Source organism: Streptomyces sp. NBC_00885 (assembly GCF_045207475.1).
Taxonomy (GTDB): domain Bacteria; phylum Actinomycetota; class Actinomycetes; order Streptomycetales; family Streptomycetaceae; genus Streptomyces.
This window is the reverse complement of record NZ_CP108796.1, coordinates 836,006-853,307: the sequence shown is the minus strand read 5'-3', so window position 1 is coordinate 853,307 and position 17,302 is coordinate 836,006. Positions and strand designations below refer to the sequence as shown.

The following is a 17,302-nucleotide window of genomic DNA, read 5'->3' as shown; positions in this document are numbered from 1 at the left end:
CCGCATCACCTCCGCTGCAGCGCGGCCTCCGCGGCCGCCGCCCGGAACTGCCGGACAGTGGCGCCCCAGCGGAACTGCGCCGCCCGCTGCCCGGCCGCGCGGCCGAGCGCCTCACGCCGCTCGGGGCTGAGCGCCAGCGTGCACCAGGCCGCGGCGAACGAGCTCTCGCCGCGGGCGAGCACACCGGTGACTCCGTCCTCGATCGAGTCTCTGAGTCCGGGCACGTCGAAGCCGATGGCAGGCGTGTACCGGGCCGCCGCCTCGGTCACCACGAGCCCCCAGCCCTCGACGAGCGAGGGGTGCAGCAACACCCAGGCCGCGCACAGCAGCCGGTGTTTCTCCGCCTCCGATACACGGCCCGCGAAGGTCACACCGGGCCCGGCGAGAGCTTCCAGCCTGGTCCGTTCCGGTCCGTCACCCACGATGACGAGGCGGCCCCCGGTGACCGGTCTGACCCTCTCCCACAGGCGCAGCAGCAGCTCGATCCGCTTGTACTCGACCAGGCGTCCCACGGCGAGGAACAGCGGCTCGGCCGAGGTCGGGGAGAGCGGTCCCGGCTCCTCGACACCGTTGTGGACGAGCCGGATCCGCTCGCGCGGGACACCGAGGCCGTGCAGCGCGTCGGCGGTCGAGGGGGAGACGGCGACCAGCAGGTTGCCGCAGTGGGCGCGGGTCAGTGCCCAGCGTTCGAGTCGTCTGCCCAGCCGGGCCGCCGGGCCGGGGAAACGCTCTCCCCAGATGTCGGTGTGGACATGGTTGACCAGGCAGAGCGTCGGTCCGCTGTGCCACAGCGGGGCGAGGTAGGGCATGCCGTTGCACACCTCGACGAACAGGTCGCAGTCACCGACCTGCCGTTCGAAGGCGCGGCGGGCCCGCAGGAAGTGCCCGGCGTCGCCGCCCGCCGAGACCACGCGGTAGTCGCGGTAGGCGGCGGGACCGCCGCACAGGAGCGTGACCTGGTGGCCGTGAGCGGTGAGCCCGTCGGCAATGCGGTCGATGAGCAGTTCGGAACCGCCCGCGGCCGGGTTGCCCAGGTCGCGTCGGGCGAGGAAGACAATCCGGCGGGGATGCGGGTCGGGGCCGGACGCGGGGTCGTGCCGCGGGGACAGCCGCGGATGGTGGGGGAGGGGCGCGCGCAACGTGGGGGGTACGTGCTGGGGCATTCGAGCTCCAACTCGCCTCGGGGTGCGGGACGGTGGGGAATGTCGGGTGCGCGAGAGCGGTCGGCGGGGCGGGGTGGGTTGGTAGTGTCCGCCCGCCTGTTCGACGCCGCTACTCACGGTGGTGACAAATTTGGCCCGTCCTGAGCCTGACGCTCCATCACATTGTGCGCATTACTGGGGATTCGGGCGTTCCCGGCCGCGCACGACGAGTACGACACCTGCGGCCGCCAGGACGAGCCCGGCCGCTCCCGCGCCGATCGGCACGAGTTCTCCCACCGCCCGCAGTCTGCCGCTGTCGGTCTTCGCCAGCGCCACCTGCTCGCGCTGGGTGCCCGGGGTGAACTCCAGCCCGGCGCTGTCCAGCAGGACCACCTTCGCGCTCTCGCCACCGGGTGCCCGCAGCGTCTTGCGCGGAGCGATCCTCGCGTTCATGATGCGGCCGGTCCGCCGGTCGACGACCAGCTCGATGCCGTGGTTGGCGTACCACTCCTCGGCATGCACCTGGCCCTGCTTCGGCAGGCCGACCAGCCGCCCCGGTACCTGGCGGGTGCCCGTCCGGGTGTCCTTCACGGATCCGGTGAAGCGGTAACCCTCGTAGCCCGCGACCTTCTTGGTGCCCTTGAACTCCAGCCGGACCGTGGCTCCCAGCGTGTTGTCCCACCAGAGGTATCCGCGCTTTTGCACGTCGAAGGGGAACTTGAGGTAGGCCTCCCCCTGATACTGCGGCGTCTCCCCGCAGCAGTGCACCGGAGCGTTGGTCCGGCGGTCGGTCACCCAGCGCTCCAGCGTCCACTGGTAGGACCTGCGCGGATCGCGGAAGGTCAGCGTGTCCGGGGTGTCGATGGCAGTGGACACGTCCCACACCGCCCGCCCGCTGCGCTCGCTCGCCGCGACGTCGCCCAGCACCCGCCGGGTGATGGTGATCGGTTTCCCCTGTACGGGACTGAGGCTCTCGGTGTCGAAATAGGCGCCGGTGCCGGTGAACACCGTGGTGACATCGACATCGGTCGGGGTGCGTTCGGCGCGCGGCTCGACGTACCAGGCGAGCAGCGGGGCCAGCACGAGCAGAAAGACGCCGGTGCCCAGCAGGACCAGAGACAACGGCGAGGCGGTACGACGCATTCGGTCACTCCCGGACGGTGGGGGATATCAGGAACGGTGCGCGTCTGTACGGGCCGGGACCGTAAGCGCCCTCTTGACGAAGTGTCAATGCCCCTCACAGACTGGGCAGTCGCCGAGCCGGTGGCCGCGGGGCGGGGTGCCTTCCGACCGAGAGGCTCGCTGAACCATGCACAGACTGACCGCCGCCGTGCTGACCACCATGGCCGCAGCCGCCCTCGCCGTGGGGGCTGCCTTCGGCATCGTCGCCGCACTGAACGCCACACCCGAGCAGCCCAATGTGCCTCTCGTCTCCTTCGAGACGGGCCGGCCGACAGCGTCTCCGCAGCCTTAGGGACGTCCACCAGCCGCGAGGGAGGAACCCATGCCCGTGCGCACGGCCTGGCGGGACGTCCCCCGCCTGCGGGCACGCAGATTCGCCGCCCTGGCCATGGCCGAGGTGCCCGCGCTCGCCCAGGCCATCCTGGGCGAGATCCGCCAGGAGTACCCCGGCCTGCCGCTCGTCGTCGACGAATCGGGCGAGCCCATGGCCCTGATCGGCATCCGCGAGGCGCTGGAGGACTTCGTGGGTCACCTCGTGGTGGAGGAACACCGGCCGCACGGGCACCAGTTGGAGGTCTTCCAGGAGTTCGGCCGCGGGGAGGTGCTGCAGGGCCGCAGCCTGGACTCGCTCCAGGCCATCTACCGGCTCGGTGTGCGGCTCGCGTGGCGTCGCCTCGCCGAGATCGGGCAGCAGGTCGAGATTCCGCCGCCGGCCATGTACGAGCTGGTGGAGTCGGGCTTCGAGTATCTCGACGGGCTCGTGGCCCAGTCCGTACGCGGCTACGTGGAAGCAGCGGCCCGCCAGGCAGGCGAACGGCTGCGGCTGCAGCGGCGGCTGATCAGCCTGCTGCTCAGCGAGCACCGCACCGATCCCACCGACGCCCTGACCGAGCATGCCGGGCGCATCGGCTGGCCGCTGCCCGAACAGGTCGCCGTCGGAGTACTGCTGCGGCCCGCCCCGGAGTCCGTCGCCCCGGCCGTGGGACAGGACGTGCTGCTGGACATGGAGTACGAGCAGCCGCGCATGGTCGTCCCCGAGCCGCACGCGGCCGGGCGGCCCGAACTCCTGGAGCGCGCGATGACCGGCTGGTCCGGCGCGATGGGGCCGCCGGTTCCGCTCGCCGAGGCCGCCAAGTCGCTGCACTGGGCCTTCGCCGCCGTACGCCTGATGGAGCGCGGCCTGCTCCCTGCCGGCCAGGTGCTGCAGTGCACGGAGCACACCGAGGCGCTGGTCCTGCTCCCGCCGGAGGAACTGATCGAGGACCTGGCCCGGCGCTGCCTGGCCCCGCTCGACCAGTGCGGCCCCGCGCACAGCAGGCGACTTGTCGAGACACTGCTGGCCTGGCTGGAGACACGTGGCGGCGCCCCCGAGGTGGCGGATCGGCTCGGCGTCCATCCGCAGACCGTGCGCTACCGATTGCGCCAGATCCGCGCGTTGCTCGGCGACGAGGTGGACGATCCGGACCGGCGATTCAAGCTGGAGCTGGTGTTACGGGCCCGACGCCTGCGCGATGCGGGGACGGCTCAGGACGCCGGTGAGCCCCTGCGCGGGCGCCGCTGACCGGATGATCTAGAACGACGGAGCCGCAGGAGCCGGTCCCAGGGTCGTGGTGCCGGGGGCCGCCCGGTGCCCCAGCCCCGTTCGGTACGCGTCCAGAGCGGCCTCGGTGCGGCCGGCGCGGCGCAGCAGATCGCCCAGCAGACGGCACAGATCGGCCAGGTCACCGCTGGCCCCGCTCCGCTCCAGCAGGGCGAGCGCCACGACATAGTGCTCCTCGGCGGCCTCGGTCTCCCCCCGCTCCTCGGCGATCAGCCCGAGCAGCCGGTGGGCGCCGCCCGCGTGCACCGCGCCGTGCCGGTCGCCGAGTTCGAGGAGGGCCGAGAGCAGACCGGCCGCCTCGTCGTGCCGCCCGAGCCGCCGCAGTACGTCGGCGAGTTCCACCTCCACCTGGGCGGTGTAGAGCAGGGCGCGCTTGGCGGTCAGCATGTCCCTTGCTGTTCGCAACTCCTTTTCGGCGAGGGCGAGTTCGCCGTTCTGTGCCTGGACGTAACCGCGCATCCAGTGGCAGTGCGCGAGGTCGGTCCGCAGTCTCAGCTGGCGGTAGATCGTCTGGGCCTTGGCGAGCGAGGCGTCGGCGTCCGCCGTGCGTCCTTCGGCCAGGAATGTACGGGCCACCTGCCGGTGCATGCCCGCCACCAGTGCCGGATCGCTGACCTGCGGCGCCAGGGCCAGGGCGAGTTCGGCGGCATGTGCGGCGCGGGCGTGCGCGCCCATGTCGATGTACGGGCCGATGACGGCGGCGTACAGGAGCACCAGCGCCTCGGGGTCGGCGAGGCCGCTCGTACCGAGTTCGTCGATGGTGGACTCGAGGAGATAGCAGGCGTAGCGCAGCTCCCCGGCGAGCAGGTGGGCGACGGCGCGGCCCCGGATCGCGCGGGCGCGGCGGGGCAGCGGCTCACCGGCCAGGAGCCGTTCGGCCGCCTCGAAGTGCCGTCCCGCATGGGCAAGTTCGCCGGTTTCCAGAGCGCATTCGCCGAGCCCGAGCAGCGCCTCGGCCTGCTCGGGAGCGAGGTCGAGGTGTTCCGCGTCGGTCAGAAGCCGGCGGTAGAGGACGGCTGCCTCGTCGGCGGCGCCGGTGGCGAGGTGCTGCTGGGCGTCGGTGAGGGCGAGCCGCAGCTCGGTGGCCACATGGGCGGGCCGTCCGGTGGCCAGTTCCTCGTATGTCGTGCCGAGCCGCTCGGCGAGGAAACGCAGCGCCGTCTCGGAGGGCCGGACCTTGCCGGACTCCAGGGTGGAGACATACGCGGGCGTGTACGAGGGTTCGGCCAACTGCCGTTGTGTCAGCCCGCGTTGGTTACGCAGACGCTGCACCCGGCGTCCGATCTCGGCCGGTTTGTCCATGGGGCCCCCTCTGGTTCCTGAACTCCCCAGTATTCAGGGGTCGTAGGCATTGCGCACCTCCTGTGCGTCCCCCTAATTTAAGCACCCAGTTCATCGCGCTTAATCAACTACTTAACTTTCGTGACAGGGGGAGGATTCATGCGTTCAGCACGGGGCAGTGCCCTGGCGGCGGCCGGCGCGGCCGCTGTCCTCGTGGCCGTTCTGGCGGCCGCACCCGGCAACGCGGCCGCCGATGCGCCGACACCGGACAGGAGCGGTGTCGAGGTCGAGATACCCGGGCCGGAGCGCGGCGCAGCCGCCGGATCCGGCCACACGCACGTACCGAAGGAGGGCCAAGGCCGGCCGGCCTCCCGGCTCTCGGCGGCCGAGGAGGCCGCCGACGGCGAGGTCACCAAGCTGGTGGACAACGGCTCCACCGCCGACCGGCTGGACATCGTCGTCATCGGGGACGGCTACACCGCCGCCGAGATCGCGCAGTTCCACATCGACGCCAAGGAGAAATGGGCCGAGATGGCGGCCGTCGAGCCGTACACGACGTACCAGGGCCTCTTCAACGTCTGGGCGGTCGACGCCGTCTCGAACCAGTCCGGAGTCTCCGGCGACCCCGGTAAGGACACGGTCCGCGACACCGCCCTCGGCTCGTACTTCTGGTGCGACGACATCGAGCGGCTGCTCTGTATCGACCAGGCCAAGGTCGACGGCTATGTGGCGAAGGCTCCGGAGGCCGACCTGGTGCTCGTCCTCGCCAACAGCGCCAAGTACGGCGGAGCGGGCTACAACGAGCCGAGCGCGAGCCTCGGCTACGAGGGCATCTCGACCGCATCGGCGGGCAACGACAAGTCCGGCCAGGTCGCCATCCACGAGACCGGCCACTCGCTGGGCAAGCTCGCCGACGAGTACTACTACCCCGGTTACCCGGGCTACGAGCAGTACACGGGGGCAGAGCCCGCCGAACCGAACATCTCCACCCTGGCCGCCGACGACATGTCCGGGCAGGGCGCCAAGTGGCACCGCTGGCTCGGCGAGCAGTCGCCCGACGGCGGTACGGTCGGCACGTACGAAGGCGGGGGCTACTACGTCAAGGGGCTGTACCGGCCCACCGACAACTCCCTGATGCGTATCCTCGGCAAGCCCTTCAACCTGCCCGGCGTCGAGGCGATGATCGCCGGCTTCTACCGCCATGCCAGGGTCGTCACCGCCGTCACACCCACCGCCCCCACCCTCCGGGCGGGAAACACCGCGAAGATCGCCGTACCCCGGCTCGCAGCCGCGGACGGGCATCAGCTCAGGATCCGCTGGTACCTGGACGGCAGGGAGTTGAGGTTCTTCGAGGGCCGTAAGCAGATACGGGTGTCGGAGCTGGCCCCGCGGCTGATCGACCGGCGTACGCACTCGCTGTCGGTCACCGCCGAGGACCGTACGCCCTCAGTGCGCGACCCGGAAATCGCCGGGACGCTGAAGTCCACCACCGGCTGGAGGATCCGCCTCTGACGCCGAGCGGTCCAGGGCCAGTGCCACCAGAGCCTCCGGGGCGCCGGACTGGCCCCGGACTCCGGGAAAGGCGTTGATGTCGACGATCAGCGGGGCGCCGTCCCCCGTGTCGATGATGTCCACGCCGTAGACATCGAGTGTGAAGACCTCGCCGACCCGGCGCACCAAGGCCGGCCAGCCGGGCGGCAGGTCTTCGGGGGCGAGAGGCAGGGAGGGACCCCGCCCCCCGGGGAAGAGTTCTGAACGGCGCAGGGCGGCGAAGAGCCCGTCTCCGACCGCCCACAGTTTGTGGTCCCAGCCGCTGTTCGGTGCGAACTCCTGGACCACGACCGGCTCCAGGGGGTGCGCGGCGGCGAGCTCCCGCAGTTGTACGTCACTGTCGAGACGGGCCACCAGGTCGTTCCGCCGGCTGTGGCGGCTCTTGACCACCACCGGGCCGGGGAGCGGTGGTCCGGAGGCCAGTTGGGCGAGCGTGGCGAAGGTGCGGGTGGCCGCGAACGGGAGTCCCGCCCGACGGGCCTTGTGCGCCATCGCCGTACGGTCCTGGCACAGCGCGGTCGCCGCAGCCGAGTTCACCACCGGGGCGCCGCGCCGCTCCAGATCGCGGGCGAGAGCCAGCGCGCGTGGCGTACGTGACTTGAGCAGATAGACGTCGGCGAGCGCCCCGGGGACTTTCTCCACCGTTCTCGGATCCAGCGTCTGAACCTGATGCGCGGGCGTGAGCAGGGCGGTGGCGGCGGCCAGCAGCGGATGCCCGGGCTCGGGCGTGATCAGGCCGATCCTCATGCGCTCTCGCCCGCAGCCGCGGGAACCTGCACCGGAGCCTGAGCCGGGAACTGCATCGGATGCGGACGGGCCGAGGGCGGCACGGCCGGCCCGGAGGACCCGCCCGTGCGGGCCAGCCCGAGCACGGCTCGTGCCACCCGGGCCGCGGCGTCGGGGACCTGACGGAAGCTCGGAAAATCGTTGACATCGACGACCATGGGGCCGTCCGGTCCCAGCACCACGTCCACGCCGTACAGATCGAGGCCGTACACCGCCCCGACCCGGGCGGCTATCGCGGCCACCTCGGCCGACAGCGGCACACGGCGTTCCGGCACCGAGCGGTCGGGGTGGAGCGGGGAGCGGCGCTCGGTCGCGTACAGCTCGCCGCCGACGCAGTACACCTTGACGTCGATGCCCGAGTTGGTCACATACGGCTGGGCGATGAGCATGCCCTCCCCCGCCAGTTCGGGGACCATGGCGGCGAGCCGGTCCGGCGACGGGACCAGGTAGACGGCCCGCCCCGAGCTGCCGTCGGCGGGCTTGACCACCAGCGGGTACTGCGACGCCGGTATCTCCGCCAGCAGTTCGGGCCCCGCCGCCGCGTAGGTGGGCGGCAGGGGAAGCCCACGACTGCGGCCGATCGCCGCGGCCAGCGCCTTGTCCCGTACACCCCGTATCGCCCGTGCGTCGTTGACGGTCGTCATCCCCGCCGAGGCCGCGGCTTCGAGCAGGGTCAGCCCCGGGCCGCCGGAGACCGTCTTGAGAACCCACGCGTCGTGAGTACCCGCCTGCACCACCTCGGTCATGGGCAGCAGGGAACCGCCGGGCCGCAGCACGTCCACCCGGTGTCCCCAGGAGGTCAGCCTGCGGATCACCTCGATCGGCATGCCGTCGTGCCGGTAGTGCTCCTCCACCAGGAAGCAGAGCCTCATCGACCTTCCCCGTAACCCCCGGACGTCCGCCGATCCCGTCCGGCGAGTTGTGACATCACAGGATGTCATGGACGTCGCGAGGTGATCTCCCCGGCGTCCACCGGTGCTTCGCCCATCAGCGCCGCCCGGCCGAGGCCGTGGGAATCCGGGGTGCGACCTCTACGACTTGCGCAGCAGCCCGCCGTACTCGTAGATGCCCTTGTTCTTCTCGGTGGCGCCCAGGTACTGGGCCAGCGCCTCGTGCACCGGGGCGAGGGCCGGCTGGTCGGGGTCGGGGCGCCAGTCGGCGAGGTTCACCAGTCCCGGCTCCACCGGGTCCAGCCCGTCCAGGAAGACATCGAGTTCGGCAGGGGTGCGGGTCTGCCACGGGATGCCGCTTTCCGAGATGTGCTCGGTCATCTGCGCGCCCCTGGCCGGATCGTCGGAGACGACCTGGGACAGGCCCAGATAGCTGCCCGGTGCCGCCTCGTCGATGACGGTGCGCAGGACCCGGCGCGGATCGTCGGCGTCGGTGAGGTGGTGGCCCACTGACAGGAACAGCACCGCAACCGGCTCGCGGAAGTCGATCAGCCGCCGGACCTCGGGGTGGTCGAGTACCGACTGCTGGTCCCGCATGTCGGCCGTGATGACGGTGGTGGAGTCGTCGTCGGCGAGCAGCGCCCGGCCGTGTGCCAGCACGATCGGGTCGATGTCGACGTAGACGACGCGGGCGTCGGGTGCGAAGCGCCGGGCGACCTGGTGGACATTGTTGTCGGTCGGCAGGCCGCACCCCATGTCGAGGATCTGGCGGATGCCCGCCTCCTGCGTCAGGTAGCGCACGGCCCGGAAGAGGAACTGGCGGTTCTGCCGCGCGATGTCCACGCACTCGGGGAAGGAGGGCAGCGTGGAGAGGAGAAAGGCACGGTCGACGTCGTAGTTGTCCTTGCCTCCCAGCATCCACCCATAGGCTCGTGCCGAGGTGGGCACGTCGAAGGGTATCGAGGTCGTCTCGGACTGCCTGTCATCGGCCATGCGTGTTCTCCGCCTCTCCGTCTGCGGAGCCCCGCTCCGCCGTGGCGAGACTACCCTCTGCCGGTGGTTGTCATGGCCGGTTCGCGAGGGTCAACTCGCCTGCTGACAAGGGCGATTGGCGTCCGGATCGTACAACTCGGGTATTCCTGCCCCGCGGGGCGCGGCGAAGACCCCGCCCCCGGCCGGGGGGCGGGGCCATCAGGCCGCTCGTGAAAGCCCGACGAGACGGCTCGGCCCACGTTCGGGTCAGCCCTGGGACTGACCCGACATCGGGGCCGTCGCGTAAACACGGGTCGCGAACTCGGCGATCTGCTCGTCGCTCAGGTTCTTCGCGAGATTGGCCTCCGTGATCATGCCGACCAGACGGTGACCGCCCTTGACGTCGATCACCGGGAGCCGCCTGATCTGGTGCTCCTCCATGGTCGTCAGGACTTCGGTCGCCTCCGCGTCGGCATCGATCCAGTGCACCTTGGCATTGAGGGATCCGGCCTGCACCGTTGCCGGGTCGACGCCTTCGGCGCAGCACCGGACGACGATGTCACGGTCGGTGATCAAGCCGGTGAGCCGGTTGTTGTCGCCGCAGATGGGCAGACAACCGACGTTCAGGTCGCGCATCATCTTCGCCGCGTCGAAGAGCGACTGGTGCGCCCCGACGCACTGCACGCCGCCGGACATGATGTCCCGGGCTCGCAGCTTCTCAGCCATGATTTCCTCCCGTCCTCGAGAGCGTTGTGTCCTCTGCCATCGACTACAACACGAATGGCGCAACACCGCTCCCTGGATGCACCGGGCTGTCAAGGCTCCAGATGGCTGAATCCCACCTCGAAGCGTTCCACCGAGACGACCCGTTGGCCCTCGCGCTGGGCGACCTGGTCGCGGAGCAGGTTCGCCTGCTCCTCACTGGCGTACATGGCCTTCTCGTCGTCCCACAAGGTCAGCGATTTGGCCTTCCCGGAGGCCCGGTCGACGAGGTAGTACACGCCCCGGAAGCCGGGGGCCTCCCGCACATCTTTGAGAACCGCTTCCCAGTTCGCGGTCAGGTCCCCCTGCGCCGGGACCGGTGAACCCTGGTACGTGCTGAGCCTCACGAACATGGCTGCCAACCCTTCCTGGCCGGCTGCCGGCCGGGGGGCAGGCAGCTCTCCAGGACCAGGGTGCTCCGGCACGCCGCACACCGCACGACGAGCGGCCTCGACCCCGACATCCGGCGGGCCGTGGGTGTCCCCGCATCGGACAACGCGCGCCCGCCCCCCGCCCGGGCTGCAATGGACAGGTGACCTGGGCGAGGCAGATCCGGACGAGGGCGCGGCACGCTCTTGCGGCCGCCGTGCTGGTGGCGGTCGCCGCCTGTTCGACCGGGCTGTCCCCCGCGAACCCCGGCGCTGTCACCGCGTCGCCGGGCACCACCAAGCAGCTGACGATCGGTTCCGCGGGTTTCACCGAGAGTGATCTGCTCGCCCAGATGTACGCGCTGCTCCTCGGCGAGGCCGGATACAGCACCCGGATCGTCTCCGTCCCGAGCCGGGAGATCTACGAGCCGGCGCTGGAGAGCGGACGGATCGATGTGGTGCCCGAGTACGCCGCCGACTTCGCGGACTGGCTGAACGCCAAGGTCAACGGCCCCGACGCGGGCACGGTCGGTTCGCCCGACCTCGCAAGGACGATGGCGGCCCTGCGGAAGCTGGCGACCCCGCGCGGTCTCACCGTCCTCGACGCGGGCAGGGCCGTGGACCAGTTCGCCTTCGCCGTCAGTGCGTCCTTCGCCCGGGACCTCGGGCTCACCACGCTCAGCGACCTGGGGAAGACCAAGCTGCCCGTGCGGCTCGCGGCGGACGAGGAGTGCGTCCAACGTCCTGACTGCGAACCCGGGCTGAGGAAGACGTACGGAATCGACATCACGGCGGTCGACCCTCTGGGAGTCGGCACCACGCCTGCCATACAGGCCGTCCAGAGCGGCCGGGACCAGATGCTGCTCACCACGACCACCGACGCGACGCTCGACGACTTCGGTCTCGTCCTGCTCGCGGACGACAAACACCTGCAGAACGCCAACTACATCGTGCCGGTCGTCAACCGGGCCAGGGCGGGCGGCGAAGAGGTCACGCGGGCCCTGGGCAGGCTCAACACCGTACTGACAACGGCCGATCTGGCCCGGCTCAACGAGCAGGTGGACAGCCAGGGCCGACCGCCCAAGGACGTGGCCAGAAAGTATCTGGAGTCGAAGAAGTTGCTCCCCGGGTCCGGCGGCTGAACGCCGGCGGCCGGAGCTCTTACGCCACCGGGCCGGTGTGCAGGCTCTCCAGGCGTCGTTGCAGCACCTGCAGCGCCCCGCGCTGACGGCCCGGAACACTGCGGCGCAGCCGGACCAGCGCGGGTGCGAGCGCCCGCGCCCTGGGCAGGTCCCGGATCTGTTCCCACTGGTGATGAGCGCGGTCGACCGCACCCTCGACATCGGGGTCGTCGGTGGCCTGCCGGCGCGTCAGCCGGGCCTCGGCCGCAGCCATCCACAACTCGCAGCTGAGGGCCGGATCCTGCGCGAGCCGCGCGAGATCGGCCCGGACTTCCAGCCAGTGGATCGCCTGCACCGAACCGGGGCCGTGGGTGCGCAGCTCCCGCTGCTCCCAGGCCGCGGCAGCGGCGGCGGCCTCCGAATGCCGCCCCGCCCCGGCGGCGGCGAGAATCGCCGGGTGCGGATCCTCGCGAGGCTCCGGAGCACCGGCCGGCCCTGTGGTCTGTACGGGCGGGGGAGTGCCGATCGCCAGCAGCAGGGCCTCCCCGTCACCCGCCCGGGCCGCGGCCTGTTCGTGCAGGGTGGCGGGGTCCGGCCGGGCCCCGCTGCGCCAGATCGCCGCGCACGCCTTCAGATAGGCGGGAGTTGCGGCTTCCCGGCTGCGCCGGGGAGCCGGGCAGACGCGCCCGTAGAGACGAATGCCCGGTCCGAGACCGAGGCCGCGCGAAGCGAGGTGCTGCCAGGCATCGGCGTCGGCGACCAGGTCGACGACGACGGTGGTGGTGCCGGGCCGCCGGATCGCCGTCTCGGCGGCCAGCCAGTGCCACGGAAGCGCCGTGTAGCGCATGGTCGTCGGAGTGGTCCGGGCGAGGGCGAGATGCAACAGCCGCTGTTTGCGGTCCAGTTGGAGCTGGCCCGCGACATAGAGGAACAACGGGCCTGCCGCGGTCGCCGCCGCGCGGATCCGGGTGAGGACCGTCTGCGGGTCGAGGGGATCGGCGAGCTCGACGACCGTCGCCGCCGGGGTTCCGGTGAGCGCGCTGGGCGGGACGGCGGCGAGCGTGGGCAGTACGGAACTCGCGTCCACGAGACGGCCCTTGCCGACCGGGGCGGCCGCGATGAGCAGCGCCGTTCCCGGTTCTGCTGTGTCCCCTTCGTTGATCACCACACGCAAGACGTTAGCCGACGGCGCTGCGGCCGACGGCGCCCGGCGCAGTGCGGCCCGCCGTCGGCTTTCTTGTCATGACCCTTGCAGAGAGGGGGTGGCGCTGCTATTCCATCGGTTAGGAAAGTTTCCTTTCAGTTCTCTGTCAAGGCAATGGAGACCCCCATGAGACGGGCACAGTTCTGGTTACGCTCGCTCGGCGGCGTCGGCACAGCCGTCACCGCTCTGCTCCTCGGCCTCACCGGCGCGCCGTCGGCCCCCGCCGCCGAAGCACCGGCCGCCGCCGTCGTCCACGAAGCCGAGAACGCGGTCGTTTCGCAGGGCGCCGTGGAGTCCGACCACGCCGGATTCACCGGCAGCGGATTCGTCAACTACAACAACATCTCCGGCAGTTATGTCGAGTGGACGGTCGACGCCGCCCAGGCCGGGACCACCTCGCTGACCATCCGCTTCGCCAACGGCACCGCGACCAGCCGCCCGATGGACATCACCGTCAACGGCGCCGTCGCCGCCACGGCCCGCGCCTTCCCCGGCACCGGCGCCTGGACCTCCTGGTCGACGACCACTGTCAACGCCACTCTCAAGGCCGGTGCGAACACCGTCCGGGCCACCGCCACCACCGCCAACGGCGGTCCCAACGTGGACAGTCTCACCACGGCCGCGGGCGGCCCCGCCCCCGGCGGCAGGACGCCCACCGAGATCAACGGACAGCTCAAGGTCTGCGGCACCAAGCTCTGCAACCAGTACGGCAAGCCCATCCAGCTGCGCGGCATGAGCACCCACGGCCTGCAGTGGTACAGCCAGTGTGTGACCTCAGGCTCGCTCGACGCCCTGGCCACCGACTGGAACGCCGACGTCCTGCGCATCTCCATGTACATCCAGGAGGGCGGCTACGAGACCAATCCGCGCAAGTTCACGGACCTGGTCCACTCGATCATCGAACAGGCCACCGCGCGCGGTATGTACGCCATCGTCGACTGGCACATGCTCAGCCCCGGCGACCCGAACCACAACCTCTCCCGCGCCAAGACCTTCTTCACCGAGATCGCTCAGCGCCACGCCAACAAGAACAATCTGCTGTACGAGATCGCCAACGAGCCCAGCGGAGTGAGCTGGTCGAAGATCAAGAGCTATGCCGAGCAGCTCATCCCGGTGATACGGCAGCACGACCCCGACACCCCGGTCCTCGTCGGCACCCGCGCCTGGTCCTCCCTCGGTGTCTCCGAGGACTCGGACGAGACCGAGATCGTGAACAACCCGGTCAAGGCGTCCAACATCATGTACACGTTCCACTTCTACGCGGCCTCGCACGGCACCGAGTATCTGAACACCCTGTCCCGTGCCGCCGACAAACTCCCCATGTTCGTCACCGAGTTCGGCACCCAGACCGCATCCGGCGACGGCGGGAACAACTTCACCAGGTCCCAGCAGTACATCGACCTGATGGCGAGCAAGAAGATCAGCTGGTCCAACTGGAACTACTCCGACGACGAACGCTCCGGCGCCGTCTTCAAGGGCGGCACCTGCGACAACAACGGTCCCTGGACCGGCACCGGGCCGCTCAAGCCCGCCGGCGTCTGGGTCCGTGACCGCGCCAGGACCCCGGACGACTTCCCGACGGGCTGACCAGGGCTCCCTGTGTCCCCCTGCCCGCCCATGTGATCCCATGGGCGGGCAGGGACACAGAACAGGAGCATCAGTGACCAGCTATCGCCAGCCGGGAATCGTCCTGACCGACCGGCATTTCACCGTCCCGCTCGACCACGCCGACCCGGCGGGTGAGCAGCTCGACCTGTTCGGCCGCGAGGTCGTCGCGAGCGGACGGTCCGGTGCGGATCTGCCCTGGCTGGTCTATCTGGAGGGCGGCCCCGGCTTCGGAGCCCGCCGCTTCGTCGGCAAGCAGGCATGGCTCGGGCGGGCGGTGCAGGAGTACCGGGTCCTCCTCCTCGACCAGCGCGGCACCGGCCGGTCCACCCCCCTGAACCGCCAGACCCTGCCCCTGCGCGGCGGGCCCCGGGCCCAGGCCGACCATCTCGCCCTCTTCCGTGCCGACAGCATCGTGCGCGACTGCGAGACCATCCGGCCGCTGCTCACCGGCGGCGCGCCGTGGACCGTGCTCGGCCAGAGCTTCGGCGGATTCTGCGCCACGCACTATCTCTCCACCGCCCCCGAAGGGCTGCGGACCGTACTCGTCACGGGCGGTCTGCCCGCCCTGGACGCCTGTGCCGATGACGTCTACCGCGCCGCGTATCCCCGCATCCAGCGCAAGGTCGAGGCGCACTACGCCCGCTATCCGCAGGACGTGCACCGGGCGCGCCGTATCGCCGAGTACCTCGCCGAGCACAAGACCGAGCTGCCCGGCGGCTATCTGCTCACCCCCGAGGCCTTCCAGTCGCTGGGCATTCTGCTCGGCGGCGGGGACGGCAGCCATCAGCTGCACTATCTGCTGGAGGACGCCTTCGTTCGTACGGGCGCCGGGTACGAACTCTCCGACGCCTTCCAGGAGGCCGTGCTCGGGACGCTCTCGTACGCGGGACATCCGCTGTACGCCGTGCTGCACGAGGCGATCTACGCCCAGGGCGCGGGGCCGACCGCGTGGGCCGCCGAGCGGGTCAGGGCCGAATTCCCGCAGTTCGATGTCGCGACCGCCCTGGACGCGGACGCCCCGCTGCTGTTCACCGGGGAGACCGTCCACCCCTGGCACTTCGAGGTGGACCCCGCCCTGCGGCCGCTGCGCGAGAGCGCCGAACTGCTGGCCGCCCGCACCGACTGGACACCCCTGTACGACCCCGCCCGGCTCGCCGCCAACCAGGTGCCCGTCGCCGCGGCCGTCTACCACGACGACATGTACGTCGACACCGAGCACTCGCTGCGCACCGCCCGTACCATCCGCGGACTGCGCACCTGGGTCACCGACGAGTACGAGCACGACGGGGTGCGGGCAAGCGGGCAGCGGGTGCTCGACCGGCTGATCTCGCTGGCCCACGGAGAGGTATGACGCCCGGTCAGCGTCGTATCCTGCCCGCATGAACGAGCCTGCGCCCGAGCAGCTGGAACCCATGCCCGACGACTGGCAGCGCGCGCTGGCCGTCGTGGCGCACCCGGACGACCTCGAGTACGGCTGCGCCGCGGCCGTTGCAAGCTGGACCGACGGCGGACGTGAGGTCTCGTACCTGCTCGCCTCCCGTGGCGAGGCGGGCATCGACACGATGGATCCGGCCACGTGCGCCCCGCTGCGCGAGCAGGAGCAGCGGGCGAGTGCGGCCGTCGTCGGGGTGTCCTCGGTGGAGTTCCTGGACCACAGGGACGGTGTCATCGAGTACGGGACCGAGCTGCGCCGGGACATCGCGGCGGCGATCCGCCGTCACCGGCCCGAGCTGGTGATCACCCTCAATCACCGGGACACCTGGGGCGGCACCGCCTGGAACACCCCCGACCACCGCGCGGTCGGCCGGGCCACGCTGGACGCGGCGGCGGACGCCGGAAACCGCTGGATCTTCCCAGAACTCATCGCCGAACAGGGCCTTGAGCCCTGGAACGGGGTGCGCTGGGTGGCGGTCGCGGGCACCACGACGCCCACCCACGCCGTCGACGCGACGGCGGGTCTTGAGCGCTCCGTCCTCTCCCTGCTGGAGCACCGCAGCTATATCGAGGTGCTGACGGACCAGGATCCCGAGGAGTACTGCAGGACCTTTCTGACCGGGTACGCCCAGCAGGCGGCGGCACGCTTCGGCGGCAGGCCCGCCGTGACCTTCGAGCTGTTCGGCCGCTGACCCCTACTCGCCCGATTGACAAATGCGCTTGCCGTTTCTGCAATGGACGGCATGGACGACGACACGCAGCTCGATGCCGTACTCGGCGAGGTGGGCCCCCGGCTCCGCAGGATCAGGCGGGAGCGAGGAGCCACGCTCGGGGCGCTTTCCGAGGTGACCGGGATCTCGGTGAGCACCCTGTCGCGGCTGGAGTCCGGGCGCCGCAGACCCAGTCTCGAGCTGCTGCTGCCCATCGCCCGGGCGCACCAGGTTCCGCTCGACGAGCTGGTCGGTGCGCCGCCGGTCGGCGATCCGCGGGTGCGGGCCAAGCCCATCGTCCGGCATGGCCGCACGATGCTGCCGCTGACCCGGCAACCGGGGGGTCTCCAGGCGTACAAGGTGGTCCAGGAGGCGGGTGCCCCTGTGCCCGAGCCGCGGACGCACGAGGGGTACGAATGGCTGTATGTACTGTCCGGCCGCCTGCGGCTGCTGCTCGGTGACCACGACGTGGTGCTGACCCCGGGGGAGGCGGCGGAGTTCGACACCCGCGTGCCGCACAGCTTCGGCCCGGCGGGGGACGCGCCCGTGGAGTTCCTGAGTCTGTTCGGTCCGCAGGGCGAGCGGATGCATGTACGGGCGAGGCCCAAGCGCGGCTGACGGGGTCTTCCGGAGAGGCAAGCGACCGCTTAGTATGCGACGAGCATGGTACTGCCGACAGTTTGTGGAGGCC

At 70.8% G+C, this 17,302-nt stretch carries 17 protein-coding genes; 8 read left to right on the top strand and 9 right to left on the bottom strand.

The annotated features are described in order from the left end of the window. Window positions 1-5: 5 nt before the first annotated feature. Window positions 6-1,163 carry a glycosyltransferase family 4 protein gene (locus OHA61_RS03935; protein ID WP_406301709.1) on the bottom strand — a complete coding sequence of 386 codons (1,158 nt, stop codon included), beginning with the start codon at window positions 1,161-1,163 and terminating at the stop codon, window positions 6-8. Window positions 1,164-1,334: 171 nt separating this feature from the next. Further along, a complete protein-coding gene (locus tag OHA61_RS03930; RefSeq protein WP_406301708.1) occupies window positions 1,335-2,285 on the bottom strand; it encodes a DUF3068 domain-containing protein in 951 nt (316 codons plus the stop codon). 166 nt (window positions 2,286-2,451) lie between these two features. Here OHA61_RS03930 and OHA61_RS03925 point away from each other — a divergent pair, with 166 nt between their 5' ends. Beyond that, window positions 2,452-2,616, top strand: coding sequence for a hypothetical protein (locus tag OHA61_RS03925; RefSeq protein ID WP_324976191.1), 165 nt, complete (start codon window positions 2,452-2,454; stop codon window positions 2,614-2,616). 30 nt (window positions 2,617-2,646) lie between these two features. Beyond that, on the top strand, window positions 2,647-3,885 hold the full coding sequence (locus OHA61_RS03920; protein WP_406301707.1) for a PucR family transcriptional regulator: 1,239 nt from the start codon (window positions 2,647-2,649) through the stop codon (window positions 3,883-3,885). Window positions 3,886-3,894: 9 nt separating this feature from the next. Here OHA61_RS03920 and OHA61_RS03915 read toward each other — a convergent pair whose 3' ends face one another. Continuing rightward, entirely contained in the window at window positions 3,895-5,226 is a 1,332-nt protein-coding gene (locus OHA61_RS03915; RefSeq protein ID WP_406301706.1) for a helix-turn-helix domain-containing protein, read from the bottom strand. A gap of 138 nt (window positions 5,227-5,364) precedes the next feature. Here OHA61_RS03915 and OHA61_RS03910 point away from each other — a divergent pair, with 138 nt between their 5' ends. After that, entirely contained in the window at window positions 5,365-6,717 is a 1,353-nt protein-coding gene (locus OHA61_RS03910; RefSeq protein ID WP_406301705.1) for a M64 family metallopeptidase, read from the top strand. On the opposite strand, the gene OHA61_RS03905 is transcribed toward OHA61_RS03910, so the two are convergent. From OHA61_RS03905 to OHA61_RS03885, 5 genes are all read right to left on the bottom strand, one after another. Further along, entirely contained in the window at window positions 6,652-7,503 is an 852-nt protein-coding gene (locus OHA61_RS03905) for a RimK family alpha-L-glutamate ligase (RefSeq protein WP_406301704.1), read from the bottom strand. The genes OHA61_RS03910 and OHA61_RS03905 overlap by 66 nt on opposite strands. Continuing rightward, on the bottom strand, window positions 7,500-8,414 hold the full coding sequence (locus OHA61_RS03900) for a RimK family alpha-L-glutamate ligase (RefSeq protein WP_406301703.1): 915 nt from the start codon (window positions 8,412-8,414) through the stop codon (window positions 7,500-7,502). Before OHA61_RS03900 ends, OHA61_RS03905 begins: the two co-directional genes overlap by 4 nt. Window positions 8,415-8,573: 159 nt before the next feature. Next, window positions 8,574-9,425: an SAM-dependent methyltransferase gene (locus OHA61_RS03895; RefSeq protein WP_406301702.1), complete on the bottom strand. Its 852-nt coding sequence runs from the start codon at window positions 9,423-9,425 to the stop codon at window positions 8,574-8,576. A gap of 246 nt (window positions 9,426-9,671) precedes the next feature. Continuing rightward, window positions 9,672-10,130 (bottom strand): CBS domain-containing protein, encoded by a 459-nt coding sequence (locus tag OHA61_RS03890; protein ID WP_361907477.1) that lies wholly within the window; start codon window positions 10,128-10,130, stop codon window positions 9,672-9,674. A gap of 89 nt (window positions 10,131-10,219) precedes the next feature. Next, complete coding sequence (locus tag OHA61_RS03885) at window positions 10,220-10,519, bottom strand: hypothetical protein (RefSeq protein ID WP_361907475.1); 300 nt, start codon at window positions 10,517-10,519, stop codon at window positions 10,220-10,222. Window positions 10,520-10,698: 179 nt separating this feature from the next. Here OHA61_RS03885 and OHA61_RS03880 point away from each other — a divergent pair, with 179 nt between their 5' ends. After that, entirely contained in the window at window positions 10,699-11,676 is a 978-nt protein-coding gene (locus OHA61_RS03880) for an ABC transporter substrate-binding protein (RefSeq protein ID WP_406301701.1), read from the top strand. Window positions 11,677-11,695: 19 nt separating this feature from the next. On the opposite strand, the gene OHA61_RS03875 is transcribed toward OHA61_RS03880, so the two are convergent. After that, on the bottom strand, window positions 11,696-12,823 hold the full coding sequence (locus OHA61_RS03875; protein ID WP_406301700.1) for a hypothetical protein: 1,128 nt from the start codon (window positions 12,821-12,823) through the stop codon (window positions 11,696-11,698). Window positions 12,824-12,973: 150 nt separating this feature from the next. On the opposite strand from OHA61_RS03875, the gene OHA61_RS03870 reads away from it, so the two are divergent. From OHA61_RS03870 to OHA61_RS03855, 4 genes are all read left to right on the top strand, one after another. Then, complete coding sequence (locus tag OHA61_RS03870; RefSeq protein WP_406301699.1) at window positions 12,974-14,446, top strand: cellulase family glycosylhydrolase; 1,473 nt, start codon at window positions 12,974-12,976, stop codon at window positions 14,444-14,446. 73 nt (window positions 14,447-14,519) lie between these two features. Continuing rightward, window positions 14,520-15,818 (top strand): alpha/beta fold hydrolase, encoded by a 1,299-nt coding sequence (locus OHA61_RS03865; RefSeq protein ID WP_406301698.1) that lies wholly within the window; start codon window positions 14,520-14,522, stop codon window positions 15,816-15,818. Window positions 15,819-15,846: 28 nt separating this feature from the next. Next, window positions 15,847-16,593: a PIG-L deacetylase family protein gene (locus OHA61_RS03860; RefSeq protein ID WP_324976155.1), complete on the top strand. Its 747-nt coding sequence runs from the start codon at window positions 15,847-15,849 to the stop codon at window positions 16,591-16,593. Between the two features lie 51 nt (window positions 16,594-16,644). Further along, the gene (locus tag OHA61_RS03855) at window positions 16,645-17,229 is read left to right on the top strand and encodes a helix-turn-helix domain-containing protein (protein ID WP_406301697.1); all 585 of its coding nucleotides are present in this window, start codon (window positions 16,645-16,647) and stop codon (window positions 17,227-17,229) included. Window positions 17,230-17,302 lie beyond the last annotated feature (73 nt).